General features: G+C 57.6%; 22 protein-coding genes. 7 read left to right on the plus strand and 15 right to left on the minus strand.

The window, feature by feature from the left end; translation table 11 throughout:
• Positions 1-61: 61 nt before the first annotated feature.
• Positions 62-1,015 (plus strand): HTH-type transcriptional regulator MetR, encoded by a 954-nt coding sequence (metR, locus tag ACSVHP_RS17655; protein WP_447552587.1) that lies wholly within the window; start codon positions 62-64, stop codon positions 1,013-1,015.
• On the opposite strand, the gene ACSVHP_RS17660 is transcribed toward metR, so the two are convergent.
• From ACSVHP_RS17660 to pldB, 3 genes are all read right to left on the minus strand, one after another.
• A complete protein-coding gene (locus tag ACSVHP_RS17660) occupies positions 903-1,802 on the minus strand; it encodes a carboxylate/amino acid/amine transporter (RefSeq protein WP_234674780.1) in 900 nt (299 codons plus the stop codon). The genes metR and ACSVHP_RS17660 overlap by 113 nt on opposite strands.
• A gap of 82 nt (positions 1,803-1,884) precedes the next feature.
• Positions 1,885-2,685: a sugar/pyridoxal phosphate phosphatase YigL gene (yigL, locus tag ACSVHP_RS17665; protein ID WP_234674779.1), complete on the minus strand. Its 801-nt coding sequence runs from the start codon at positions 2,683-2,685 to the stop codon at positions 1,885-1,887.
• 26 nt (positions 2,686-2,711) lie between these two features.
• The gene (gene pldB, locus ACSVHP_RS17670) at positions 2,712-3,704 is read right to left on the minus strand and encodes a lysophospholipase L2 (RefSeq protein ID WP_447552588.1); all 993 of its coding nucleotides are present in this window, start codon (positions 3,702-3,704) and stop codon (positions 2,712-2,714) included.
• Positions 3,705-3,813: 109 nt separating this feature from the next.
• Between pldB and rhtB the strand changes: the two genes are divergently transcribed.
• Complete coding sequence (rhtB, locus tag ACSVHP_RS17675; protein ID WP_417312726.1) at positions 3,814-4,434, plus strand: homoserine/homoserine lactone efflux protein; 621 nt, start codon at positions 3,814-3,816, stop codon at positions 4,432-4,434.
• On the opposite strand, the gene rhtC is transcribed toward rhtB, so the two are convergent.
• The 3 genes from rhtC to pldA all read right to left on the minus strand — a co-directional run bounded on the left by rhtC (position 4,431) and on the right by pldA (position 7,902).
• Positions 4,431-5,051 (minus strand): threonine export protein RhtC, encoded by a 621-nt coding sequence (rhtC, locus tag ACSVHP_RS17680; RefSeq protein WP_447552589.1) that lies wholly within the window; start codon positions 5,049-5,051, stop codon positions 4,431-4,433. The two genes, rhtB and rhtC, sit on opposite strands and share 4 nt — an antisense overlap.
• A gap of 61 nt (positions 5,052-5,112) precedes the next feature.
• Positions 5,113-6,942 carry an ATP-dependent DNA helicase RecQ gene (recQ, locus tag ACSVHP_RS17685; RefSeq protein WP_234674775.1) on the minus strand — a complete coding sequence of 610 codons (1,830 nt, stop codon included), beginning with the start codon at positions 6,940-6,942 and terminating at the stop codon, positions 5,113-5,115.
• 90 nt (positions 6,943-7,032) lie between these two features.
• Positions 7,033-7,902 carry a phospholipase A gene (pldA, locus tag ACSVHP_RS17690; RefSeq protein ID WP_447552590.1) on the minus strand — a complete coding sequence of 290 codons (870 nt, stop codon included), beginning with the start codon at positions 7,900-7,902 and terminating at the stop codon, positions 7,033-7,035.
• Between the two features lie 165 nt (positions 7,903-8,067).
• Here pldA and yigI point away from each other — a divergent pair, with 165 nt between their 5' ends.
• The gene (gene yigI, locus ACSVHP_RS17695; RefSeq protein WP_234674773.1) at positions 8,068-8,535 is read left to right on the plus strand and encodes an acyl-CoA thioesterase YigI; all 468 of its coding nucleotides are present in this window, start codon (positions 8,068-8,070) and stop codon (positions 8,533-8,535) included.
• 51 nt (positions 8,536-8,586) lie between these two features.
• Positions 8,587-9,483, plus strand: a complete 897-nt coding sequence (gene rarD, locus ACSVHP_RS17700) for an EamA family transporter RarD (RefSeq protein ID WP_234674772.1) — start codon at positions 8,587-8,589, stop codon at positions 9,481-9,483.
• A gap of 436 nt (positions 9,484-9,919) precedes the next feature.
• On the opposite strand, the gene corA is transcribed toward rarD, so the two are convergent.
• The 8 genes from corA to lptM form a co-directional block, all read right to left on the minus strand.
• The gene (gene corA / locus ACSVHP_RS17705; RefSeq protein WP_063868853.1) at positions 9,920-10,870 is read right to left on the minus strand and encodes a magnesium/cobalt transporter CorA; all 951 of its coding nucleotides are present in this window, start codon (positions 10,868-10,870) and stop codon (positions 9,920-9,922) included.
• A 148-nt stretch (positions 10,871-11,018) separates the two neighbouring features.
• The gene (gene ysgD / locus ACSVHP_RS17710; RefSeq protein WP_212743980.1) at positions 11,019-11,075 is read right to left on the minus strand and encodes a YsgD/CorL family protein; all 57 of its coding nucleotides are present in this window, start codon (positions 11,073-11,075) and stop codon (positions 11,019-11,021) included.
• A 149-nt stretch (positions 11,076-11,224) separates the two neighbouring features.
• Entirely contained in the window at positions 11,225-13,387 is a 2,163-nt protein-coding gene (gene uvrD, locus ACSVHP_RS17715; protein ID WP_417314678.1) for a DNA helicase II, read from the minus strand.
• A 77-nt stretch (positions 13,388-13,464) separates the two neighbouring features.
• Positions 13,465-14,181: a 5-amino-6-(5-phospho-D-ribitylamino)uracil phosphatase YigB gene (gene yigB, locus ACSVHP_RS17720; protein ID WP_447552591.1), complete on the minus strand. Its 717-nt coding sequence runs from the start codon at positions 14,179-14,181 to the stop codon at positions 13,465-13,467.
• Positions 14,181-15,083, minus strand: coding sequence for a tyrosine recombinase XerC (gene xerC / locus ACSVHP_RS17725; RefSeq protein WP_234674768.1), 903 nt, complete (start codon positions 15,081-15,083; stop codon positions 14,181-14,183). The genes yigB and xerC overlap by 1 nt, the downstream gene beginning before the upstream one ends.
• Positions 15,080-15,787 carry a DUF484 domain-containing protein gene (locus tag ACSVHP_RS17730; protein WP_234674767.1) on the minus strand — a complete coding sequence of 236 codons (708 nt, stop codon included), beginning with the start codon at positions 15,785-15,787 and terminating at the stop codon, positions 15,080-15,082. The genes xerC and ACSVHP_RS17730 overlap by 4 nt, the downstream gene beginning before the upstream one ends.
• Complete coding sequence (gene dapF / locus ACSVHP_RS17735) at positions 15,784-16,608, minus strand: diaminopimelate epimerase (RefSeq protein ID WP_447552592.1); 825 nt, start codon at positions 16,606-16,608, stop codon at positions 15,784-15,786. Before dapF ends, ACSVHP_RS17730 begins: the two co-directional genes overlap by 4 nt.
• A 35-nt stretch (positions 16,609-16,643) precedes the next feature.
• Positions 16,644-16,847, minus strand: a complete 204-nt coding sequence (gene lptM, locus ACSVHP_RS17740) for an LPS translocon maturation chaperone LptM (protein ID WP_234674765.1) — start codon at positions 16,845-16,847, stop codon at positions 16,644-16,646.
• Between the two features lie 134 nt (positions 16,848-16,981).
• On the opposite strand from lptM, the gene cyaY reads away from it, so the two are divergent.
• On the plus strand, positions 16,982-17,302 hold the full coding sequence (cyaY, locus tag ACSVHP_RS17745) for an iron donor protein CyaY (RefSeq protein WP_234674764.1): 321 nt from the start codon (positions 16,982-16,984) through the stop codon (positions 17,300-17,302).
• 137 nt (positions 17,303-17,439) lie between these two features.
• Here the strand turns inward: cyaY and cyaA are convergent, their stop codons facing one another.
• Positions 17,440-19,983 carry a class I adenylate cyclase gene (cyaA, locus tag ACSVHP_RS17750; RefSeq protein WP_234674763.1) on the minus strand — a complete coding sequence of 848 codons (2,544 nt, stop codon included), beginning with the start codon at positions 19,981-19,983 and terminating at the stop codon, positions 17,440-17,442.
• Positions 19,984-20,332: 349 nt separating this feature from the next.
• Here cyaA and hemC point away from each other — a divergent pair, with 349 nt between their 5' ends.
• Together hemC and hemD are read left to right on the plus strand one after the other, a co-directional pair.
• Positions 20,333-21,274, plus strand: coding sequence for a hydroxymethylbilane synthase (gene hemC, locus ACSVHP_RS17755; protein ID WP_447552593.1), 942 nt, complete (start codon positions 20,333-20,335; stop codon positions 21,272-21,274).
• On the plus strand, positions 21,271-22,011 hold the full coding sequence (hemD, locus tag ACSVHP_RS17760) for a uroporphyrinogen-III synthase (RefSeq protein ID WP_234674761.1): 741 nt from the start codon (positions 21,271-21,273) through the stop codon (positions 22,009-22,011). Before hemC ends, hemD begins: the two co-directional genes overlap by 4 nt.
• Positions 22,012-22,013 lie beyond the last annotated feature (2 nt).

Here is a 22,013-nt window from a genome sequence, read left to right on the forward strand (position 1 = left end):
AATGTGTAGGTACTGTATATTCCTCAAGCGCAAAATGCTCATGGCGAAGTGAAGGACTTTCATGATCGAGATTAAACACCTGAAAACGCTCCAGGCGTTGCGGAACTGCGGCTCTCTCGCGGCGGCGGCGGCCACGCTGCACCAGACCCAGTCTGCCCTTTCTCACCAGTTCAGCGATCTGGAACAACGCCTTGGCTTTCGTCTGTTCGTGCGTAAGAGTCAGCCGCTGCGCTTTACGCCGCAGGGCGAAATTTTGTTGCAGCTGGCGAATCAGGTGCTGCCGCAGATTGCGAGCGCGTTGCAGTCGTGCAATGAGCCGCAGCAGACCAAACTGCGCATCGCCATTGAGTGCCATAGCTGTATTCAGTGGTTGACCCCGGCGCTTGAGAACTTCCGCCAGAAGTGGCCGCAGGTGGAGATGGACTTTACCTCCGGCGTGACCTTTGACCCGCAGCCCTCGCTGCAACAGGGCGAGCTGGATCTGGTGTTGACGTCCGACATTCTGCCGCGCAGCGGCTTGCACTATTCACCGATGTTTGATTTTGAGGTGCGCCTGGTGCTGGCACCGGATCACCCGCTGGCGGCGAAAACGCGCGTCACGCCGGAAGATCTGGCGTCCGAAACCCTGCTGATTTACCCGGTCCAACGCAGTCGGCTGGATATCTGGCGTCACTTCCTGCAACCCGCAGGCATTAGTCCACAGCTGAAAAGCGTGGATAACACCCTGCTGCTGATCCAGATGGTTGCCGCCCGGATGGGCATCGCGGCGCTGCCGCACTGGGTGGTGGAGAGTTTTGAACGCCAGGGTCTGGTGGTGACCAAAACCCTGGGTGAAGGACTGTGGAGCCGACTGTACGCCGCCGTGCGCGACGGCGAGCAGCGTCAGCCGGTAACTGAAGCGTTTATTCGCTCAGCGCGGAATCACGCCTGCGACCATCTTCCGTTTGTGCGGAGCGCGGAGCGACCCAACGGCGATGTACCCACAGCGAAGCCAGGATCACCGTTCCCCCAATAATGAAGCTCGGCCAGTGCGGCTGCTCCTGCCAGATGGCGAGGTTGACCAGCAGCCCGGCGGGCACGTGCACGTTGTTCATGATCCCCAGCGTACCGGCGTCTACCTGCGTAGCGCCGTAGTTCCACATGAAGTACCCCAGCCCTGACGCCACCACGCCCAGCCAGACCAGAACGCCCCACTGCACCGACGTGGTCGGCAGCTTTTGCGGATTACCGAGCATAAACCACGCCGCCACCGCAACGATCGCCGCCCCCATATAGAACCAGGCAAAGGCGTTGTGCTGCGGCATCGGGCGGGTCTCCATCAGGCGCTTGTAGCCCACCATGCCAATGGCAAAACTGATGTTTGCCAGCTGCACGAACATCAGGCCCGTCCAGAAGTGATCGCTCACTTTGTCGTAGCGAATAATCGCCGCGCCAAGCACGGCCAGCGCGGCGCTCAACAGATATCCCCAGCGCAAGCGACGCCTGCTGAGCAGATCGTAAATCAGGGTGATGTAGAGCGGCGTGAGCACCGTAAAGAGCAGGAATTCCGATACGGACAGGTAAACGTAGGCCCGGAAGCTGAACAGATACATGATGCCAAGCTGCATGGCGCCCACCAGCATGTAAAGCAGGAGGGTTTTAAGCGTCTGCCCGCGCGTGCGCAGGAACGGCAGGAACACCAGCGCCGCCAGCCCCACGCGCATCAGCACCGAGAAATAGCTGTCGACCGAACCGGCAAGGTATTCGCCAATCAGGCTAAAGGAGAAGGCCCACAGGATGGTGGTGATAATGAGTAGCGCCACAATGCTTGTCTCTCAGAAAGAAGGACAGGCATTGTAGCGAACTCTTTGGTTGACAACTGGACGTTAAACAACCAAATGAAGATTATTCAAGGAACAGTTTACGCAGGTATTTCGGCACGGCGTTATCGGCGTTGGTGCCGATCACTTCCAGCTCCGGGTGCAGATCTTTCAGGCGCTGGTGCGCGTTTTCCATGATGCAACCTTTGCCCGCCATGGAGAGCATCTCGGCGTCGTTCATGCCGTCGCCAAACGCGATGCAGTCTTTCAGCTCAAAGCCCAGGCGCTGGGCCACGGCTTCCAGCGCGTGTCCTTTGGAAACGCCGCCCGCCATCACTTCCAGACAGGTCAGCGTGGAGAAGCTGACGTTGACGCGATCGCCCCAGCGGGCGTTGATCGCCTGCTCCAGCGGCAGCAGCGCTTCATGGCTTTCGCAGGTGAAGAACACTTTGCTGATGCCTTCAGGATCCAGCAGGCCCGGCTCGTACAGGGAGTAGTTAAAGACCGCCTCTTTGAAGAAACGCATCTCGTCCGGGCGATGACGGTTCATAAACCACTCATCGTCGCGGTAAACGTTGGTGATGATGTCCGGACTGTTATGCACCACCCCGAAGAGATCGCTGGCGATATCGCGATCCAGGTTATGGGTAAAGATCAGGTTGCCGTCGGTGTCGTGTACGCGCGCACCGTTGGAGGTGATCATATAGGCTTTGATGTCCAGGTTATCGCGGATCTGCCCCACGTCCACGTGGTGGCGGCCGGTGGCAAACACGAAGTTCACGCCACGGGCGGTCAGGAGTTTCAGGGTTTCTTTCGCGTAAGGCGATAGGGTGTGATCGGGAGAAAGCAGCGTGCCATCTAAGTCAGACGCAACAACCTGGTACATAGGGAAATTTAACCTCAATAAAAAAATCAGTTATGCCGGTCGAAAAACTCGACGATGGCGTTGAGCGCGACTGAGCGCATGGCGTCCTTTTCAAAAAGGATCTCATGGTACGCGCCTTTTATGACCAGCGGTTTACCCCCTTCGCAGGGGTGACCCGCGGCGGCGCGCAGTTCACAAAAGCGGTCGTGCATACGGTTATCCACCACATGCTCCTCTTCCGCCTGAATCAAGAGCATTGGCGTGTCGTCATCGGCAGCGCCGGCAAGAACCTGCTCTCCGGCAAGAATGCCCTCCCGCACCCAGTGCCAGGTGGGGCCACCCACGCGCAGGCGGGGTTCATCGGCATAAAAACGCAGGTTACGACGATAACGCTGTCCGCTGTGGGTCAACACGTTGATGGCGAAAGGCAATGCCCGCCAGCGCCCGGTTCCGATGGCATAGTTTTCACGAATGCGCTGATGGCCCTCAGCCCAGTCGAGTAAATGGCGTACCATCCAGTCGGGTAAACGTATCACGATGCCGTACATCGGCGCGGTAAGCGCAATGGCATCACACTGGTGCTCATAGCGCTGCAAAAAGAGCGTTGAAATGGCGCCGCCCATCGAATGCGCGAGGATATAACGCTTGCGCCACGGGCCGGGCTGAACTTCCTGCTGCCAGAATGCGGCCAAATCCTCAACGTAATCGCTGAACTGCTCAACGTGCCCGCGATGCGTATCCGCCAGCATTCGCCCGGAAAGCCCCTGGCCGCGATGGTCGATAATCAACACATCAAAGCCAAGATGAAACAGATCGTAGGCCAGCTCCGCATATTTCACGTAGCTTTCAATACGGCCTGGGCACACGACGATGACGCGATCGTTTTTCTCATCGCGAAAACGGACAAAGCGCACCGGAATATCACCGACGCCAATAAACTCATCTTCCTCACGCTGACGCCAGAAATCGGTCAGCGGGCCCATAGAGAAAGCGGCAAAAGCGTTTTCTCGTGTTTCCCAATCCTTTTTCTGTTGAAACATCGGGTTTCCACCCCCGTAAGCCAAGGAATATCGTTTTTTCGCTACTGGTCACAAAATGCCGTAACAATAGCGTATTGTGGCATAAAAACAGACGATCAGGGAGTTTCAAATGACCTTCGAATGGTGGTTCGCGTACCTGCTGACATCCATTATCCTCAGCCTTTCACCTGGCTCTGGCGCCATCAATACCATGACGACCTCTATCAATCACGGCTATCGCGGCGCGGCGGCGTCCATTGCCGGTTTGCAGGCCGGGTTAGGCATCCACATCGTGCTGGTGGGGGTTGGCCTGGGAACGTTGTTCTCGCGCTCGGTGCTGGCGTTTGAGGTGCTGAAATGGGCCGGTGCAGCCTACCTGATCTGGCTGGGCATTCAGCAGTGGCGCGCGGCGGGCTCGATCAATCTTAATACGCTGGCGCAAACCCAATCGCGCGGCCATTTGTTCAAGCGGGCGGTGTTCGTCAACCTGACGAATCCAAAAAGCATCGTCTTTCTCGCCGCCCTGTTCCCGCAGTTTATCGTGCCGCATCAGCCACAGGTGATGCAGTACGTGGTTCTCGGAGCGACCACCATTATCGTCGATATTATTGTGATGATTGGTTATGCGACGCTCGCACAGCGGATTGCGGCGTGGATCAAAGGGCCTAAACAGATGAAGGCCCTGAATAAAGTGTTCGGTTCGCTGTTTATGCTGGTTGGCGCGCTGCTTGCGTCAGCGCGTCATGCTTAGCGCGAAATGATCAGATGAATACCAAAGCCGGTGAACAACGCGCCGGCAAAGCCGTCAATCCACTTCGCGATGCGCTGATAGCCGCGGCGCATCGCCGGTAGGGCAAACAGGCTCGCCACGATGGTGAACCAGGCGAAGGTTTCCACCACGATCAGCAGGAAAATTCCCCAGCGCGCGCCTGCGCCGACGCTATCGCCGACAAACAGCGAGAAGACGGAGCCGAAGTAAATAATGGCTTTCGGGTTTGCGAGATTGGTCAGCAGCCCTTTAACAAAGCTTTTGCCGCCGGTCGCCAGCTCTATTTTTGGCTCTTCTGCTTTCTTCTCTTCTTTTTTCAGCGCCCCGCGCAGCATCTGGTAGCCCATCCAGCACAGGTACAGACCGCCGCCGACCATAATGATGTTATGCAGCCAGGCCATTTTCGCGAGGATCAGGTTCAGGCCAAGCAGCGCGACTGCCGCCCACACCATGACGCCCATAGTGATGCCCAGAACGCCCATCATCGCCTCTTTGCGGGAGCGGCTGACGGCGGTTTGCGACACGAAGAAAAAGTCAGGGCCAGGGCTCATCAGCGCAACGATATGCACCAACGCCACTGTAAGAAATAGCATTAACATAATTAACTCGCGGGGGAATAATGTAGTGAGTCATCATCCTGGCACTTTTTTGACCGGCTGACTACTCCTCATCTTCGCCGTCGACGTGAGAGCGAATAAGTGCCATAAACTCTTTCCCGAAACGCTCCAGCTTGCGCGTGCCGACGCCGTTAACGCTGAGCATTTCGCCGGCGCTGAGCGGTGTCTGCTCGGCCATTTCAATCAGCGTTGCGTCGTTAAACACCACATAAGGCGGGATGTTCTCTTCGTCGGCGATGGCCTTACGCAGCTTGCGCAGTTTGGCGAACAGCTTACGGTCGTAGTTGCCGCCGTAGGATTTTTGCATCACGCGCGGTTTGAGTGCCACCACGCGCGGCACGGCGAGCTTAAGCTCAACATCGCCGCGCAGCACCGGGCGCGCGGCTTCGGTCAGCTGTAGCGCGGAGTGCTGGGCAATATTTTGCGTGGCAAAGCCGAGGTGAATAAGCTGTCGGATAATACTGACCCAGTGCTCATGACTCTGGTCTTTACCGATGCCGTAGACGGGCAGCTTGTCGTGGCCCATGTCCCGGATACGCTGGTTATTGGCCCCGCGCAGCACCTCCACCACGTAACCCATCCCGAAGCGCTGATTAACGCGGTAAATGGTCGACAGCGCCTTACGCGCGTCCATCAGGCCATCGTACTGCTTTGGCGGATCGAGGCAGATATCGCAGTTGCCGCACGGCTCCTGACGCCCTTCGCCAAAGTAGTTGAGCAGCACCAGGCGGCGGCAGGTTTGCGCTTCGGCAAACGCCCCCATCGCGTTGAGCTTATGGCGTTCGATATCCTGCAACTGCCCCTGCGGCTTCTCTTCGAGACAGCGGCGCAGCCACGCCATGTCCGCCGGATCGTAAAACAGCATCGCCTCAGCGGGCAGGCCGTCACGCCCGGCGCGGCCGGTTTCCTGGTAATAGGATTCGATATTGCGCGGAATGTCGAAATGGACCACAAAGCGCACGTTGGGCTTGTTGATACCCATGCCGAACGCCACGGTCGCCACCACGATTTGCAGGTCGTCGCGCTGGAATTTCTCCTGCACGTCGGCGCGGATGTGGTTTTCCAGTCCGGCATGGTAGGCCGCCGCGCTAAAGCCGCGGTTTTGCAGACGCGCGGCGGTATCTTCTACCTTCGCGCGGCTGTTGCAGTAGATGATGCCGGATTTGCCGCGCTGCTCCTGCACGTAGCGTAAGAGCTGATCCAGCGGCTTGAACTTTTCCATCAGCATGTAGCGGATGTTCGGGCGGTCGAAGCTGCTGACCTGAATATAGGGGTCTTTTAGCCCCAGCAGGCGCACAATGTCCAGCCGGGTGGTGTCGTCCGCCGTGGCGGTCAGCGCCATAAACGGCAGTTCGGGGAAGCGCTGACGCAGCTGCCCAAGCGCCGCGTATTCCGGGCGGAAGTCGTGTCCCCACTGGGAAATACAGTGCGCTTCATCCACCGCCAGCAGCACCGGATTCCAGTGCGCCAGGTGATCGAGGAAGTTGTCCAGCATCAGACGTTCGGGCGCGATGTACAGCAGGCGGATCTGCCCGGTACGACAGCCCGCCATCACCTCTTGCTGCTGCTCGCGGGTCTGCGTCGAGTTAAGACAGGCCGCCGCCACGCCGTTAGCGAGCAGTTGGTCAACCTGGTCTTTCATCAGGGAAATGAGCGGGGATACCACGACCGTCAGGCCGTTAAGCACCAGCGCGGGCACCTGATAGCAGAGGGATTTACCGCCGCCGGTCGGCATGACCACCAGGCAGTCGCGACCTTCCAGCACGGTTTCGATGATGGTTTCCTGGCCGGGGCGGAACTGCTGATAGCCGAAGGTTTCATGCAAAACCTGTTTAGCCAGCGACTCCTGATTCAAAACTTCCGCCTGCGCCACATTAACCCCACCCACCAGAAATAAAACAGGCGCTATTTTCAGCGCCTGAGAGAGAAACTTCAACGTTTAACGCAAAAACATTCGAGCGGCTTAGAAAAGATCGTTCAACATCACGCCCACACCGACGCGGGTCTGGTTGAAGTTGTAGTCGATCAGCGACTCGCCGTACCCGCTGTACACCTGCGTGTAGATGCGCACGTGTTTGGTCATTGGGTAGCTCAGGCCCAGCTCCGCGCCGCCGTAGCCGGTGTTCCAGTTGTACTGGCCTTTCGCGCTCAGCACCGCCTCGCCCAGCTGGTAGCCAATTTTGAGCTGGTAATAGCCCACGTACTTGGTGATATCCGGGTTGTCATCGGTATCGCCGATCACGTACCACGGCTTCACCTCCACCATAAAGTTGCCGTTTTGTGCCATCAGGCGGGTATAAAGACGGTTCCAGCTGCGGGACGTTGGATCGGAACGACCGTTGGAATCATGATTGTAGCCCATCTCCACGTCGCGCAGCGTCCAGCCTGCGAATTCGTAATCCGTCGCGAAGCCGAGGAACAGCTGCGGCTCATAGTTGGTTTCGCGGAACGGCGAGGATTCACCACTGTTAGAGAGCTGCCACCACGACTTCTGGGTATAAGAGGCACCGAGCACCGAGTTCGGCCCCAGAATGCCGCGCCAGAACGGGAACGCCAGGCTCAGCTGGAACTTCACCTCATCTTTACGCGCATTATCAGACCAGTTATAAGAGCTTATCGCTTCTTTATTGAGATCGCTGGTCTGAGTGTAAATCACGTAGTTGGTGTCGTAGGGGTAGAGCGTAAACGGATTGTCGTGCTCCTGGAGCATGTTGGCGATAACGCTGCCGCGCACCGCAGGTTTGTCATGCACCTCTTTAACCGTCGCTTCCTGCGCAAATGCTGTGACAGGCAGCGCAACGGCCGCCAGTAACCAACCCAGATACGTCCGCATCGGTGGTGTTCTCCTGAAATAAAGACATTAAATAAAGTGAATTGTTATGGTCAGACATTCTACAGAGTTCTGGCGTAACGTCTGCATCCTGGTTTCTGAAAGTGGAAATCCTTATCGGCGAGGCATAAAATCAACATTTTGTTAACAATAAGGACATCACCTCTCATGTCAGCCACGCTTACCGCCGAAGAAGCTTTAAAACTCGTGGGCGAGATTTTTGTTTACCACATGCCGTTTAACCGCGCGCTGGGGCTGGAGCTTGAGCGCTACGAAAAGGACTTTGCCCTGCTCAGCTTTAATAACCAGCCGATGATGGTAGGTAACTGGGCGCAAAGCATTTTGCACGGCGGCGTGATTGCTTCGGCGCTGGACGTAGCGGCGGGGCTGGTCTGCGTGGGCAGTACGCTGGCGCGCCATGACACCATCAACGAAGACGAGCTGCGCCAGCGCCTGTCGCGGATGGGCACCATTGATTTACGCGTCGATTACCTGCGCCCTGGCCGGGGAAATCGCTTTACCGCCACCAGCAGCCTGTTACGCGCGGGTAACAAAGTGGCGGTCGCGCGGGTCGAGCTGCATAACGAAGAGCAGGTTTATATCGCCAGCGCAACAGCCACTTATATGGTGGGTTGAGGCCGTAAAATCGGGTAAAGTGTGTCCACTTTTTTGTAACGGATCTTCCCGATGGATGCTAAACAGACGCGGCAGGGCGTGTTACTCGCCCTCGCCGCTTATTTTATTTGGGGTATCGCACCGGCGTACTTCAAACTGATCGCTTACGTACCGGCCGATGAGATCCTCACTCACCGCGTGATCTGGTCGTTTTTCTTTATGATTGCCCTGATGAGCGTCAGCCGTCAGTGGTCCGGCGTGAAAACGCTGCTGAAAACGCCAAAGAAGATTTTCCTGCTGGCGCTCTCGGCGGTGCTGATTGGCGGTAACTGGCTGCTGTTTATCTGGGCGGTGAATAATCATCACATGCTCGAAGCCAGCCTCGGCTACTTTATTAACCCGCTGGTCAACATCGTGCTGGGGATGATTTTCCTCGGCGAGCGCTTCCGTCGGATGCAGTGGGTGGCGGTGATTCTGGCCTTCTGCGGCGTGCTGGTGCAGCTCTGGACCTTCGGCTCGCTGCCGATTATCGCCCTGGGGCTGGCATTCAGCTTTGCCTTCTACGGCCTGGTGCGTAAGAAAATTGCGGTAGAAGCCCAGACCGGGATGCTGTTTGAAACCCTGTGGCTGCTGCCGGTGGCGGCGATTTATCTGTTTGGTATTGCCGATAGCGCCACCAGCCATATGGGGCAAAACCCGATGTCGCTCAACCTGCTGCTGATTGCCGCCGGGGTTGTCACCACCATTCCGCTGCTGTGCTTTACCGGTGCGGCAACGCGCCTGCGCCTGTCGACGCTGGGCTTTTTCCAGTACATCGGCCCAACGCTGATGTTCCTGTTAGCGGTGCTGTTCTACGGGGAAGTACCGGGTGCGGATAAGATGGTGACCTTCGCGTTCATCTGGGTGGCGCTGGCGATTTTTGTCGCGGATGCGATTTATACGCAGCGCAGGGTGCGTAAAGGGTTGTGATGTTCCCCTCATCCACTGGGCTGAGGGTTCCCGGTCATTTTTCTCATAAAGCGATGAGAATAATTACATATAAATAAATGCGTTACAGCGGCGCCATTGTCCGGCTGTAAATCGCCGAAGCGTTTCCGTAATGCCGGGGCGAGGCGCATGGACGCGCCGAGAGGGCATAGCCTGCATGGATGCAGGCTGGTGCCCGACCCGATAGCATGAAGGAATAAGCTGAGGGAATCGCGAAGCGACGATTTTCTTGCCGGGAGCCCGGGTTGTCAGGGTGGTGGCGGTGAACCACCCTGACACGTTCACAAGTATTGTGGTGAAAGAGAAGCAAGGAACCTAAGGTGAACGGAATGACCACCAGAGCCGTATGTTCCCCCTCACCCTAACCCTCTCCCCGAAGGGGCGAGGGAATTCACTCGCAGCGCCACCCGCCTGATTTTTACAGCCAGTTCTTGCGCTTAAAGTACAGATACGGCGCCAGCCCGGCGAGGATCATAAAGATAATCGCCCCCGGGTAGCCAAAGCTCCATTTCAGCTCCGGCATAAACTCAAAGTTCATCCCGTAGCTTGATGCCACCAGCGTTGGCGGCAGGAACACCACGGATACCACCGAGAAGATCTTGATGATGCGGTTCTGCTCGATGTTGATAAAGCCCATCGCCGCCTGCATCAGGAAGTTCACCTTCTGGAACAGGGATTCGTTGTGCGGCAGCAGGGATTCGATATCGCGCAGGATCTCACGCGCCTGCTCCAGCTGACCGCCCGGCAGCCTCGCCTTGCGCACCAGGAAGTTCAGCGCGCGCTGGGTATCCATCAGACACAAACGCACCTTCCAGCCGATATCTTCCAGCTCTGCCAGCGTGGAGAGCGCTTCGTCATATTCATCGCCCTGATGGCCTTCCATGATGACGCGGCTCAGCTTTTCCAGATCGCTGTAGATGTTTTCGATTTCGTCCGCCAGCTGTTCGATTTTGGTTTCAAACAGGTCAAGCAGCAGCTCGTAGGCATTGCCGTCGATCATCGCCTGGCTGCGGGCGCGCATACGGTATAAACGGAACGCGGGCAGTTCACGCTCGCGCAGGGTAAACAGGCGACCGTCACGGATGGTAAATGCCACGGTGGAGTTACCCGCGTGGTCTTCGGCATCTTCAAAGAAGAAGAAGGAGTGAATATGCAGGCCGTCTTCGTCTTCAAAAAAACGGGCGGATGCTTCGATGTCTTCCAGCTCTGGACGGGTTGCCAGGCTCTGTCCCAGCTCGGATTGTACGCGAAGACGTTCATCGTCGTCCGGCTCGACCAGATCCACCCATACGGCATCAATGAGGGGCTGCGACTCTTCGGCTTCTAGCCGAGTCAGTCGGTTATTTTCGAGTTGAAATGCGCTCAACATGACCGGGACTCCCAATGCAAAAAATATCGGACAGTTCGGTGGGCACACAGAAACGAATTGGGTTTCAGACCATTAAACAGCCTGACTCAGCGCGACGGGAATAATTGTCGCTGACAACCACTAAGGCCATCAGCAAGAGGAGATAGCCTTAGGAGTTGTTCCTGGATGACAGGGAATTGAGCCAGTATCTACTGGGTGTGTCCAAGGCGAATGTCCTCTTAGCGTAATCGTGCGCGCATGTTACGCCAGCAGTAACTGTGGCGTCAACACGCAACGAAACGCTGAAGACCAATAATTGACCCTTAATCTATAAGGCTAGCAGATAATTACAAAATAATGATATTTTTCTGAATGTTACACGGTTTCCAGACGCGCATACGCGGCAACCAGCCATTTAATCCCCTGCCCCTGGAACGCCACCTGCACGCGGCTGTGATCGCCGCTGCCTTCGAGGTTCACGATGGTGCCTTCACCGAACTTGGCATGACGCACGCGCTGTCCAAGCTTGTAGCCGGTGTCGTTTTCCGACATCGGGGTGCCCATCCGCTGATGGCTGACCGGACGGCTGATGCTGGCGCGCAGACGCACCTCTTCCACGCACTCTTCCGGCAGTTCGCCGATAAAGCGCGACGGACGGTGGTAAACCTCTTTGCCGTACAGACGACGCGTTTCGGCGTAGGTCAGCGTCAGCTTTTGCATCGCACGGGTCACGCCCACGTAGGCCAGACGACGCTCCTCTTCCAGACGTCCGCCTTCATCCAGCGACATCTGGCTCGGGAACATCCCCTCTTCCATCCCGACGATAAACACCTGCGGGAACTCCAGACCTTTCGCGGAGTGCAGGGTCATCAGCTGAACCGCGTCCTGCCAGGTATCCGCCTGCCCCTCGCCCGCTTCCAGCGCCGCGTGAGAGAGGAACGCCTGTAGCGGCATTAAGTCTTCGTCTTCTTCGTTGTAGCTGAACTGGCGCGTTGCCGTCACCAGTTCCTCTAAGTTCTCAATACGGGTCTGGCCTTTTTCGCCCTTCTCCTGCTCGTACATCATCCACAGGCCGGAGTCTTTAATCACCCGGTCGGTCTGAACGTGCAGCGGCATATCCGATGTTTCCTGCGCCAGCGCATCAATCAGCTCGATGAAGCGCTGCAACGCGCTGGCCGCGCGTCCGGCGAGGGCTTTTTCCTGCAACAGCTCGCGACACGCCTGCCACAGGGTAAGCTGGCGATCCCGGGAGGCCTGACGCACCACGTCCAGCGTGCGATCGCCGATGCCGCGCGTCGGGGTATTCACCACGCGCTCAAAGGCCGCGTCGTCGTTACGGTTAGCAATCAGGCGCAGATAGGAAAGCGCATCTTTGATTTCCTGACGTTCGAAGAAGCGCATCCCGCCGTAAATACGGTACGGCATGCTCACCTGCAAGAGCGCCTCTTCCAGCACGCGCGACTGGGCGTTGCTGCGATAGAGAATGGCGCATTGCTCCAGCGCGCCGCCGTTGTCCTGCCAGGTTTTAATGCGGTTCACCACGAAGCGGGCTTCGTCGAGTTCGTTGAACGCACAGTAGATAGAGATAGGTTCGCCGTCGACGCCGTCGGTCCACAGCTTTTTGCCCAGACGCCCGTTGTTGTTTTCAATCAGGGCGTTGGCGGCGCTCAGAATGTTGTTGGTGGAGCGGTAGTTCTGCTCCAGACGGATGGTTTGCGCGCCGGGGAAGTCGTTCAGGAAGCGCTGGATGTTTTCAACCTGCGCGCCGCGCCAGCCGTAGATGGACTGGTCGTCGTCACCCACGATCATGACTTTGCCGGTATCGCCCGCCAGCAGGCGGATCCACGCGTACTGAATGTTGTTGGTATCCTGGAATTCGTCCACCAGGATGTTGGTGAAACGCTCGCGGTAGTGCTGAAGAATGTGCGGTTTGTTGAGCCAAAGCTCGTGGGCGCGCAGCAGCAGCTCGGCGAAGTCCACCAGCCCGGCGCGATCGCACGCTTCCTGATAGGCCTGATAGACCTTCTGCCAGGTCTGCTCAACCGGATTGCCGAAGCTCTGAATATGGTGCGGGCGCAGCCCTTCGTCTTTCTGGCCGTTGATGTACCACATCGCCTGACGCGGCGGCCACTGCTTCTCGTCGAGGTTCATCGCCTTGATCAGGCGCTTCAGCAGACGCAGCTGGTCTTCGCTGTCGAGGATCTGGAAATCCTGAGGCAGGTTGGCGTCCATATGGTGCGCGCGCAGCAGGCGGTGCGCCAGCCCGTGGAAGGTGCCGACCCACATGCCGCCCTGGCTGCTGCCCATCAGCTGCGCGATACGGTGGCGCATCTCCGCCGCCGCCTTGTTGGTAAAGGTCACCGCCATGATCGAGTACGGCGAGCAGTTTTCCACGCTCTGAAGCCAGGCGATACGGTGAACCAGCACGCGCGTCTTACCACTGCCCGCTCCAGCCAGTACCAGCAGGTTGGTCCGCGAGGCGGCAACCGCTTCGCGCTGTTTATCATTGAGGCTGTCGAGCAGGTAAGAAACGTCCATTGGCACCGTCACAAATAGGGTGTTCGGCAACCGAAGGCTACCGGACACACTGTTAATTTATACAGAAGTACTGGTGATTATATCAGCGTAGTAAGGGATGCCAACCGCGAAATTTCGATGTGCGGCAGCAGGCGGCTGTCGCGGGCCTGCATCAGATCGGCATTTTCCGGCCTGATCCAGCAGGCCTGCATTCCACAGCGGATCGCCCCGGCAACGTCGGTGGTCAGGTCATCGCCGACGTGCAAAATTTCCCCGAGCGGCAGGTTCAGCTTTTCCGCCGCCAGATGGTACATGTCGTTGAACGGCTTCGAGCGTCCGTCCGGGCCAGCGCGCAGCACAAATTCAAAATAGTCGCCCAGGCCGAACAGCTCCGGCTGGGCGTTACCGTTGGTGATCGCCACCAGCGGCCATTTTTCCGCCAGCGCCTTCAGGGTGTCGTGAGTTTCCAGCGGCACGTCGATACGGCTGCGCCATTTGGCAAAGTTCGCCATCGATGCCTCCGCGCCAATAGCCGCATCGCGCGCGCTCATTCCGGCGTTGAGCATCGCCTGCTCCACCGCGCGGCGACGCCATTCCGTCACGTCATGATAAATCTCAGGCTCGGTTTCCCGCAGCGCCTGACGCAGCTGCTGGAAGTCTTTGTTCTGCATCGTCTTCAGCGCAGGATGGTAATTCTGCACAAACGCCAGCGACTCCTGCTCGGTACGCAGGATCACAGGGCGGTTGTCATAAAGGGTGTCATCAAGGTCAAACGTAAGTGCAGAAATCTGACCCAGTGGGCGGTAAAAGCGCATTATTTCCCCCGTTTGGCGCGTGGATGCGCCGCGTCGTACACCGAGGCAAGGTGTTGAAAGTCTAAGTGGGTATAGATTTGAGTGGTCGACAGATTGGCGTGGCCCAGAAGCTCCTGCACGCCGCGCAGGTCGCCGCTCGATTCGAGCATATGGGTCGCAAACGAGTGGCGCAGCTTGTGCGGGTGAACGTGGCTGTTCAGCCCCTGCTTAATGCCCCACTCCGCAAAACGCTTCTGCACGTTACGCGCCGATATCCGCTTGCCGAGCTTCGATAAAAACAGCGCGTTCTCCTCGGCACCAAACAGCCCGCGCAGATCCAGCCAGTGCTCAATCCAGGCCACCGCGTTACGGCCAATCGGCAGGCGGCGCTCTTTGCTACCTTTACCCATCACCCATACTTCGCCGGATTCCAGATCGAGATGTTTTAAATCGAGGTTCACCAGCTCCGACAGACGCAGGCCCGCGCCGTACATCACCTCAAGCATCGCGCGATCGCGCACGGCCAGCGGATCGTTAAGATCGATATCCAGCAGGCGATTCACGTCGTCGACGTCGATGTTTTTCGGCAGATGGCGCGGCGCTTTTGGCGTGGCGATCCCTTTGGCCGGGTTCGCTTTTAGTCCACCCTGGCTCACCAGCCAGTCGAAGAAGCTGCGCAGCGCAGAGAGCCTCAGCGCCAGGCTCGCCGGGCTTAATCCTTTACGACGGCTGCGCACCACAACGGCCCGCACGGTCGCAGCGTCACATTGTTGCCAGCTTTTCAGGCCGATTTCGTCGGCTATCTGAATGATGGCATCAAGCTGACGCTGATAGTTAAGCAGCGTTATCGGGCTAAGCTGGCGCTCAACGCCGAGGTAACGCAAAAAGCGCGCAACGTCATTCGCGAGAAGTCCGTCCGTCATATGCGTTCAATCCAGCGCTCCAGCAGCTCGGGCAACATCAGCGCTAACTCCTGCAACAGGTGCGTGCCCTGCCCCTGCTCGTAATGATGCGCGTCGCGGCTGGTAAATAGCATGACGCCCAAATCGCCGTCGCGCCCCATCAGCGACATTGCCACCGAGCCAATCGCTTTGGCTTCCGGCAGCACCACCAGCAGCTCTGGTCCGTTTAGCGGGCCAAGATAGTGATGCGCCTGTCCAAGACGCTGAATGCGCAGGGGTTCAAACGCCTGTCGGCTTAGCGCCAGATGGGTGAAGCCAGACGGTGCGCCGATGCGCCAGCGGTCAGGGAAGAGGCGAATGGTCGCGCCCGCCAGCCCCAGCTCCCGCGCCCAGCGGTGAAAGCGGCTGAGGAACTCGTCAAGGCTGTGCGCCGACGCCAGACGCGCCTGCAAGTGCAGCAAACGATAGAACAGGCTTTCGTTGTTGTTGGCCTGCTCCATCAGCAGCGTCATGTTCTCTTCGAGCTGATGGATGTGGTTGCGCGAGCGCGCCATGTGCCATTCGACCAGCGACACGGACTCACGTACCGGATGGGGCACGCGCATCTGTTCAACGATGCGCGCATTGCGGATAAAGAACTCAGGATTGTTCAGCAGATATTCAGCAACAGCGCTGTCGTCCAGCTCCGTCAACGTGTCCTGTAGCTCTTCCCCTGGTTGTTTCATAGATGGATAAACCCGTCATAGACATGTGCCGCCGGGCCAGTCATATAGAGTGGATGACCCGGTCCTTTCCAGGCGATATCAAGACGCCCGCCTGGCAACTCCACGCGAACCTCTTCTGCCAGTAATCCCTGAGCGATCCCCACGGCTACTGCCGCACAGGCACCGCTGCCGCAGGCCTGCGTTTCACCCGCACCGCGTTCAAACACGCGCAGGCGAATGTGTTCGCGTTTAACCACCTGCATAAAGCCGATGTTCGCCCGTTCCGGGAAACGTTCGTGGCTCTCAAGCACCGGCCCGAGCGTTTCGACGGCGGCGGTTTCCACGTCATCAACCTGAATTACGCAGTGGGGGTTCCCCATCGAGACCACGCCGCACAATACTGTCTGCTCGGCCGCACGCATAATATAGGTCTTTTCCGCTTTGTTGGCGCGAAACGGCACGGCGGAAGGCTCGAAGTTGGGCTCGCCCATGTTCACGCGCACCAGCTCATCGTCGGTGACGCTCAGTACCATGCGTCCGTTGGCGGTGCTCACGCGGATATCGCGCTTGTTGGTCAGCCCTTTCAGGCGGACAAAGCGGGCAAAACAGCGCGCGCCGTTACCGCATTGCGAGACTTCGCTGCCGTCAGCGTTAAAGATCCGGTAGTGGAAATCGAGATCGGGATCGTAGGGCGGTTCAACCACCAGCAGCTGATCAAACCCCACGCCCAGATGACGATCCGCCAGGCGGCGGATCAGCTCTGGTGAGAAAAAGACATTCTGCGTTACCGCGTCGACGACCATAAAGTCGTTGCCAAGGCCATGCATTTTAGAGAACTGCATCATTTGCTCCATTGCGCGGGTACAGAACGTAATTGTCAGATATTAACCTGAGTCGGACCACCGTCATTGCCGCGATCGTTGGTGTCCGGCGACGACGATTCAATGGTGCTAGGTGCCGGTTTGGTCGGCGGCGGCGCGGTTTTATCGGCTGGCGGGAAGTAAAGTGGCCCTTTTAGCCCACAACCGGTCAGGCTAAACAGAGTGACGAGAACGGCGAGCGTTCGAAAAACGTTTTTCATTATAAGTTGCCCATAAGCTCAAATCTTTTTCTATCATCGCAGGAGAAGACACAAAAGCAAGAGTTTGCCGCTTTCCTGCAACGGGAATTATTTAGCGTTATACTGCCGCCATCACGAAAAACAGGAACAAAACCATGAACGACAGTGAATTCCATCGCCTTGCCGACACCCTGTGGATGACCATCGAAGAGCGCCTGGACGACTGGGACGGCGATAGCGATATCGATTGTGAAATCAACGGCGGTATCCTGACCCTCAGCTTCGAAAACGGCAGCAAGATTATTATTAACCGCCAGGAGCCGCTTCACCAGGTATGGCTGGCCGCGAAGCAGGGTGGCTATCATTTCGATCTGAAAGGTGACGAGTGGGTATGCGACCGCAGCGGCGAAACGTTCTGGGATCTGCTCGAGCAGGCCGCAACCGCGCAGGCGGGCGAGGTGGTGAGTTTCAGGTAGTTTTTTTTGCCCGGTGGCGGCTACGCCTTACCGGGCCTACAACGGCTCGAACGTAGGCCGGTTAAGCGCAGCGCCACCCGGCAATAACAGCTCGAACGTAGGCCGGGTAAGCGTAAGCGCCACCCGGCGAAAAGCCCTCAGGAGAAATACTGCTGCAACAGCGGGGTCGTATCCTGATTCGCAGGCACCGCGGGCGCAATGGCCTGAGTACGGAACGGGATCACCTGCGCGCGGCCATCCACGTTCACAATCTGGTAGAACTGCGGCAGGTTGAAGTTGATAAAGCTTGAGCCGTAGGTAAAGCGATCGTGCGACGACGAGTAGAAGCGGCTGACGTCACGCACCAGCTCCTCTTTACTGCCCTCGCAGTGGTGATACACCTCGGCACGGTTGGTTTCATCCAGAATATAGATATTGAAACCGGCGTCGTTGCCCGACTCTTCAAAGAAGAACTGAATAATCCCTTCGCTGGCGAAGCCGTCCACCACCTGCGGCAGTTTGACGTGGTTCGTTTCCACCTGCACCGACAAGCCGTGCAGCTTGTTGTGCGAAATCGCGCCGTAAAACTCAATCGCGTTTTCCAGCTTCTGCACCGATACGTTCAGGCGTTCAAAGAACAGGCCCCAGGTCTGCCCGGATACGCGCAGCGCTTTAAAGCGCCCGGTTTCATGACGGGTACTGGAAAGGCGCAGCTCAATACACTCAGACACCAGCTGCTGCACGCGGGTACGGATCAGGCCACGCAGATGCTGGCTGTAGCAGAACACCTCAACGCTGTCCGGCGGTGCGGCATCCTGATGCATCTTGCCGAGAATCGTTTTCAGCGCTTCGATCATCGCCTGCTCGCCGTTGAAGTGCAGGGTACGCACTTCGTTCCACGAGTTGCGGTACAGCAGATCGACGCTGCCCACCAGGCAGTTTTGCTGCTCGCCAAAGCTGAAGACGTCCAGCTTGCGGAAATCAAAATGAACCACCTGATTGCGGAAGGCCGCCGTCGGGTCGTATTCCAGGTTGACGATAATCGCCAGATGGCGAATTTCACACGGGCTGTAGAGCGCTTTCGGCGTTGGCGCAGGCAGGCGCAGCGGGAAGTGGTGCGACACGTCCGCCACCATCTCCTGCAACTTAGCGAGATCGACCACCTCGTTGCCCTTGATAAACAACCGGGTGCGCGAGGTCAGCAGGCCGTTAAACCACGCCCAGGCCACCAGCTTGTTCAGATAGCGGTTATATTCCAGCGGCTGATGGCTGATGATCGAATCCATGCTTGGCGCACGGTTATACAGATACCAGCCGGTGCGGTTCGCACGGCCCGGCGGCACGTAAATAAAGGTGAGATTTGGCTCAGAAAGATCGGGCGAAATCTGCGGGTTCACCAGCGTCACTTTACCCGGCAGCGCTTCAAACGCAGCGTACAGCTTACGGGTCAAGACCCCGATATCCTGCGGGCTGGCGGAAACGCTGAGGTTGTTGCGGCGCGCAAAGCGGATCAGGTTACGGTAGCTTTGCATCATCGCATCGAGCAGTTCGTTGTGCGCTTCACGCACCTGATCGATTTTCCAGTTGGCGCGGTTGTCGAGCATGGACAGACGCTCTTCGTCCCATCCCCACTCTTTGACCAACTGACTGACCACTTCACGACGCCAGCCCACGCAGGCGCGCTCGCGGCTCAGTTTTTCGCATACTTTGAGATAGAAACATCGACGCACCAGGTCAAGGCGCGTGGTGTCGTCGATGGCTTTCAGGTATTCGGTGACGCGTTCCAGCATCATGCAGTACGCGTCCAGCCCGAAGGAGACAATTTCCCCGTCGTGCAGACGCTGTTTGATGTCTTTCGCCAGCAGGCGCGGCGTTGGGTATTCCCAGGAGTAGGCTTCGAGCAGCAGGGTTTTCAGCACCGCTTTGTACGGTGAGTCGATACTTTTATAGAGCTGCCACAGGCTTGCGCCAAAGTACTCTTCCGCCGACAGGGAGCTCAGGCCGCCCAGATCCAGCCACTCGTTTGGCGTCAGCACGCCCTGCGAGTACAGCGACATCACGTAGTCGTCGTAATGCTCTTCTTCGTCGCACGGCACCATATTCCACAGAATACGCTTACCCGCCAGACGAACGGCAGTACGGTAAAACTCATCAAGCAGCAGGATGTGCTGCGTCGAGCCGCAGTCTTCACCACCCAGACTGCCGCTTTCGTTGTGGCGGAAACGGTTTTCATCAATCAGGAAGAAGCTCACTTCCACGCCGAGCGAGGCCGCCCAGCTCTCCAGCAGGCTGCATTTACGCTGCAACAGCTGGCGCTCGTCGTTATCGAGCCAGGATTGATGGCAGACCCAGATATCCAGGTCAGAGGAACAGCTTTGCCCTACCGAAGAGGTACTTCCCATAGAGTAAACGCCGGTGATCGGCAGTTCACCTTTGGGTGATTCCTGCGGCGGCATTCCGCGGTAAAGTTCCAGCTCGTTCAGATAGTGCTGTTGGGTTTCATCAGGCGTGAAGAGGCAAATGCCCTGGGGAACGTTACCATCGAGGTAACCCGGCATCAGCGGATGGTGATAGTGCAATAATGTCGGCAGTAGACTGTAAACCTGCTGGAAAGCAGGTCCCATCGCAGCAAGCGCGCGATCGACACGCAGTTGGTTGATGGCATCCAGTCTCTGTTTCAGAGTCTCAATATAGAGGTACAAGACGTATCGCCTGATGTTTCCGGGAATCGCGATCTCTTCAAAAATCGAACAGTGGCGAGCCCGCAGTATTTCAAAAAGATAACCGTTACCCTTTTTCGCCCTTATCTTTATGGTGGTACAGACGAAAAAATGGTCTAAAACGTGATCAATTTAACACCTTGCCGATTGACCGTAAAGAAAGATGCGCTACATACAAGTGTAGCATCGTTCTGAACGTGTAAATTCCCGAATACGGCTGTGGCTGACGAGAACGCCGGCTTGTCCCTCTTTATCTTCATCAACCGTAAAACTGCCATCCGAGAGTCAACAATGTTAGGATGGTTAGTGATTGATAATGACGGTAACAAGCATGTTAGACAATGTTTTGAGAATTGCCACACGCCAAAGCCCCCTCGCGCTCTGGCAGGCACAATATGTTAAGCAGCGCCTTGAAGCCTGCCATTCCGGATTACGCGTCGAGCTGGTGCCTATGGTGACGCGCGGTGACGTGATCCTTGATACCCCCCTGGCGAAAGTGGGCGGAAAAGGCTTGTTTGTCAAAGAGCTGGAACTTGCATTGCTTGATAACCGCGCCGATATCGCCGTCCATTCCATGAAAGATGTGCCCGTCGAGTTCCCGGAAGGTCTGGGGCTGGTGACCATCTGCGAGCGCGAAGATCCGCGCGACGCCTTTGTCTCAAACCAGTATGACTCGCTCGATGCGTTGCCGACCGGCAGCGTGGTTGGCACGTCAAGTTTACGCCGTCAGTGCCAGCTGGCCGAGCGCCGTCCGGATCTGGTTATCCGCTCGCTGCGCGGCAACGTGGGCACGCGCCTTAGCAAGCTGGATAACGGCGAATACGATGCCATTATTCTCGCCGTTGCCGGGCTGAAACGCCTGGGTCTGGAATCGCGCATCCGCTTTGCCATGCCGCCCGAGCTGTCGCTCCCGGCCGTGGGTCAGGGCGCGGTCGGCATTGAGTGCCGTCTGGATGACGAACGCACGCGTGCGCTGCTCATGCCGCTGAACCATGACGACACCGCCATTCGCGTAAAAGCCGAGCGCGCCATGAATACCCGCCTTGAAGGGGGCTGTCAGGTGCCAATTGGCAGCTATGCTGAATTAACCGATGGTGAACTGTGGCTGCGCGCGCTGGTTGGCGCACCGGACGGTTCTCAGATGGTGCGCGGTGAGCGTCGCGGTAAGCCACAGGACGCCGAAGCGCTTGGCGTATCGCTGGCTGAGGAGCTGTTAAACAACGGCGCTCGCGACATTCTGGCTGAGGTTTATAACGGAGAGCCCCCTGCATGAGTATTCTCGTCACCCGCCCTTCTCCCGCAGGAGAGCAGTTAGTGAGCCGTCTGCGCACACTGGGGCAGGTGGCCTGGAGTTTTCCGTTAATTGAATTCTCCCCTGGTCGGCAGCTCCCACTGCTCGCCGACCAGATCCATGCCTTGCAGGAAGGCGATCTGCTCTTTGCCCTGTCGCAACATGCCGTGGAGTTTGCCCACGCGCAGCTGCAACAGTCAGGGCTACGCTGGCCAACCGCTCCCCACTATTTTGCCATCGGGCGCACCACCGCGCTGGCGCTGCATACCGTAAGCGGAATAGATATACGCTATCCGTTAGATCGGGAAATTAGCGAAGTCTTGCTACAATTACCTGAATTACAAACTATTGCCGGGAAGCGTGCGTTGATTTTACGCGGCAACGGCGGGCGAGAGCTGCTCGGCGAAACGTTGCGCGAGCGCGGCGCTGAGGTGACGTTCTGCGAATGTTATCAGCGCCATGCAAAGCATTATGACGGTGCCGAAGAGGCGATGCGCTGGCACGGGCGCGGCGTGGATACGCTGGTGGTCACCAGCGGCGAAATGCTGCAACAGCTCTGGTCGCTCATTCCGCAATGGTATCGTGAAAACTGGTTACTCCGCTGTCGGCTTCTGGTCGTCAGTGAGCGTCTGGCGAACCACGCCCGGGAACTGGGCTGGCAAGATATTCGGATCGCTGATAACGCCGACAACGATGCGCTGCTGCGCGCATTACAATAACT

The organism is Enterobacter sp. 186315 (assembly GCF_053290175.1).

Coding starts and splice junctions, on each gene's coding strand:
- corA (WP_063868853.1), bottom strand. CDS start 10,870: ATGTTGAGCGCATTTCAACTCGAAAATAACCGACTGACTCGGCTAGAA.
- yigB (WP_447552591.1), bottom strand. CDS start 14,181: ATGCGCTTTTACCGCCCACTGGGTCAGATTTCTGCACTTACGTTTGAC.
- rarD (WP_234674772.1), top strand. CDS start 8,587: ATGGATGCTAAACAGACGCGGCAGGGCGTGTTACTCGCCCTCGCCGCT.
- xerC (WP_234674768.1), bottom strand. CDS start 15,083: ATGACGGACGGACTTCTCGCGAATGACGTTGCGCGCTTTTTGCGTTAC.
- hemD (WP_234674761.1), top strand. CDS start 21,271: ATGAGTATTCTCGTCACCCGCCCTTCTCCCGCAGGAGAGCAGTTAGTG.
- metR (WP_447552587.1), top strand. CDS start 62: ATGATCGAGATTAAACACCTGAAAACGCTCCAGGCGTTGCGGAACTGC.
- pldB (WP_447552588.1), bottom strand. CDS start 3,704: ATGTTTCAACAGAAAAAGGATTGGGAAACACGAGAAAACGCTTTTGCC.
- yigL (WP_234674779.1), bottom strand. CDS start 2,685: ATGTACCAGGTTGTTGCGTCTGACTTAGATGGCACGCTGCTTTCTCCC.
- rhtB (WP_417312726.1), top strand. CDS start 3,814: ATGACCTTCGAATGGTGGTTCGCGTACCTGCTGACATCCATTATCCTC.
- hemC (WP_447552593.1), top strand. CDS start 20,333: ATGTTAGACAATGTTTTGAGAATTGCCACACGCCAAAGCCCCCTCGCG.
- dapF (WP_447552592.1), bottom strand. CDS start 16,608: ATGCAGTTCTCTAAAATGCATGGCCTTGGCAACGACTTTATGGTCGTC.
- ACSVHP_RS17730 (WP_234674767.1), bottom strand. CDS start 15,787: ATGAAACAACCAGGGGAAGAGCTACAGGACACGTTGACGGAGCTGGAC.
- pldA (WP_447552590.1), bottom strand. CDS start 7,902: ATGCGGACGTATCTGGGTTGGTTACTGGCGGCCGTTGCGCTGCCTGTC.
- cyaY (WP_234674764.1), top strand. CDS start 16,982: ATGAACGACAGTGAATTCCATCGCCTTGCCGACACCCTGTGGATGACC.
- yigI (WP_234674773.1), top strand. CDS start 8,068: ATGTCAGCCACGCTTACCGCCGAAGAAGCTTTAAAACTCGTGGGCGAG.
- lptM (WP_234674765.1), bottom strand. CDS start 16,847: ATGAAAAACGTTTTTCGAACGCTCGCCGTTCTCGTCACTCTGTTTAGC.
- rhtC (WP_447552589.1), bottom strand. CDS start 5,051: ATGTTAATGCTATTTCTTACAGTGGCGTTGGTGCATATCGTTGCGCTG.
- uvrD (WP_417314678.1), bottom strand. CDS start 13,387: ATGGACGTTTCTTACCTGCTCGACAGCCTCAATGATAAACAGCGCGAA.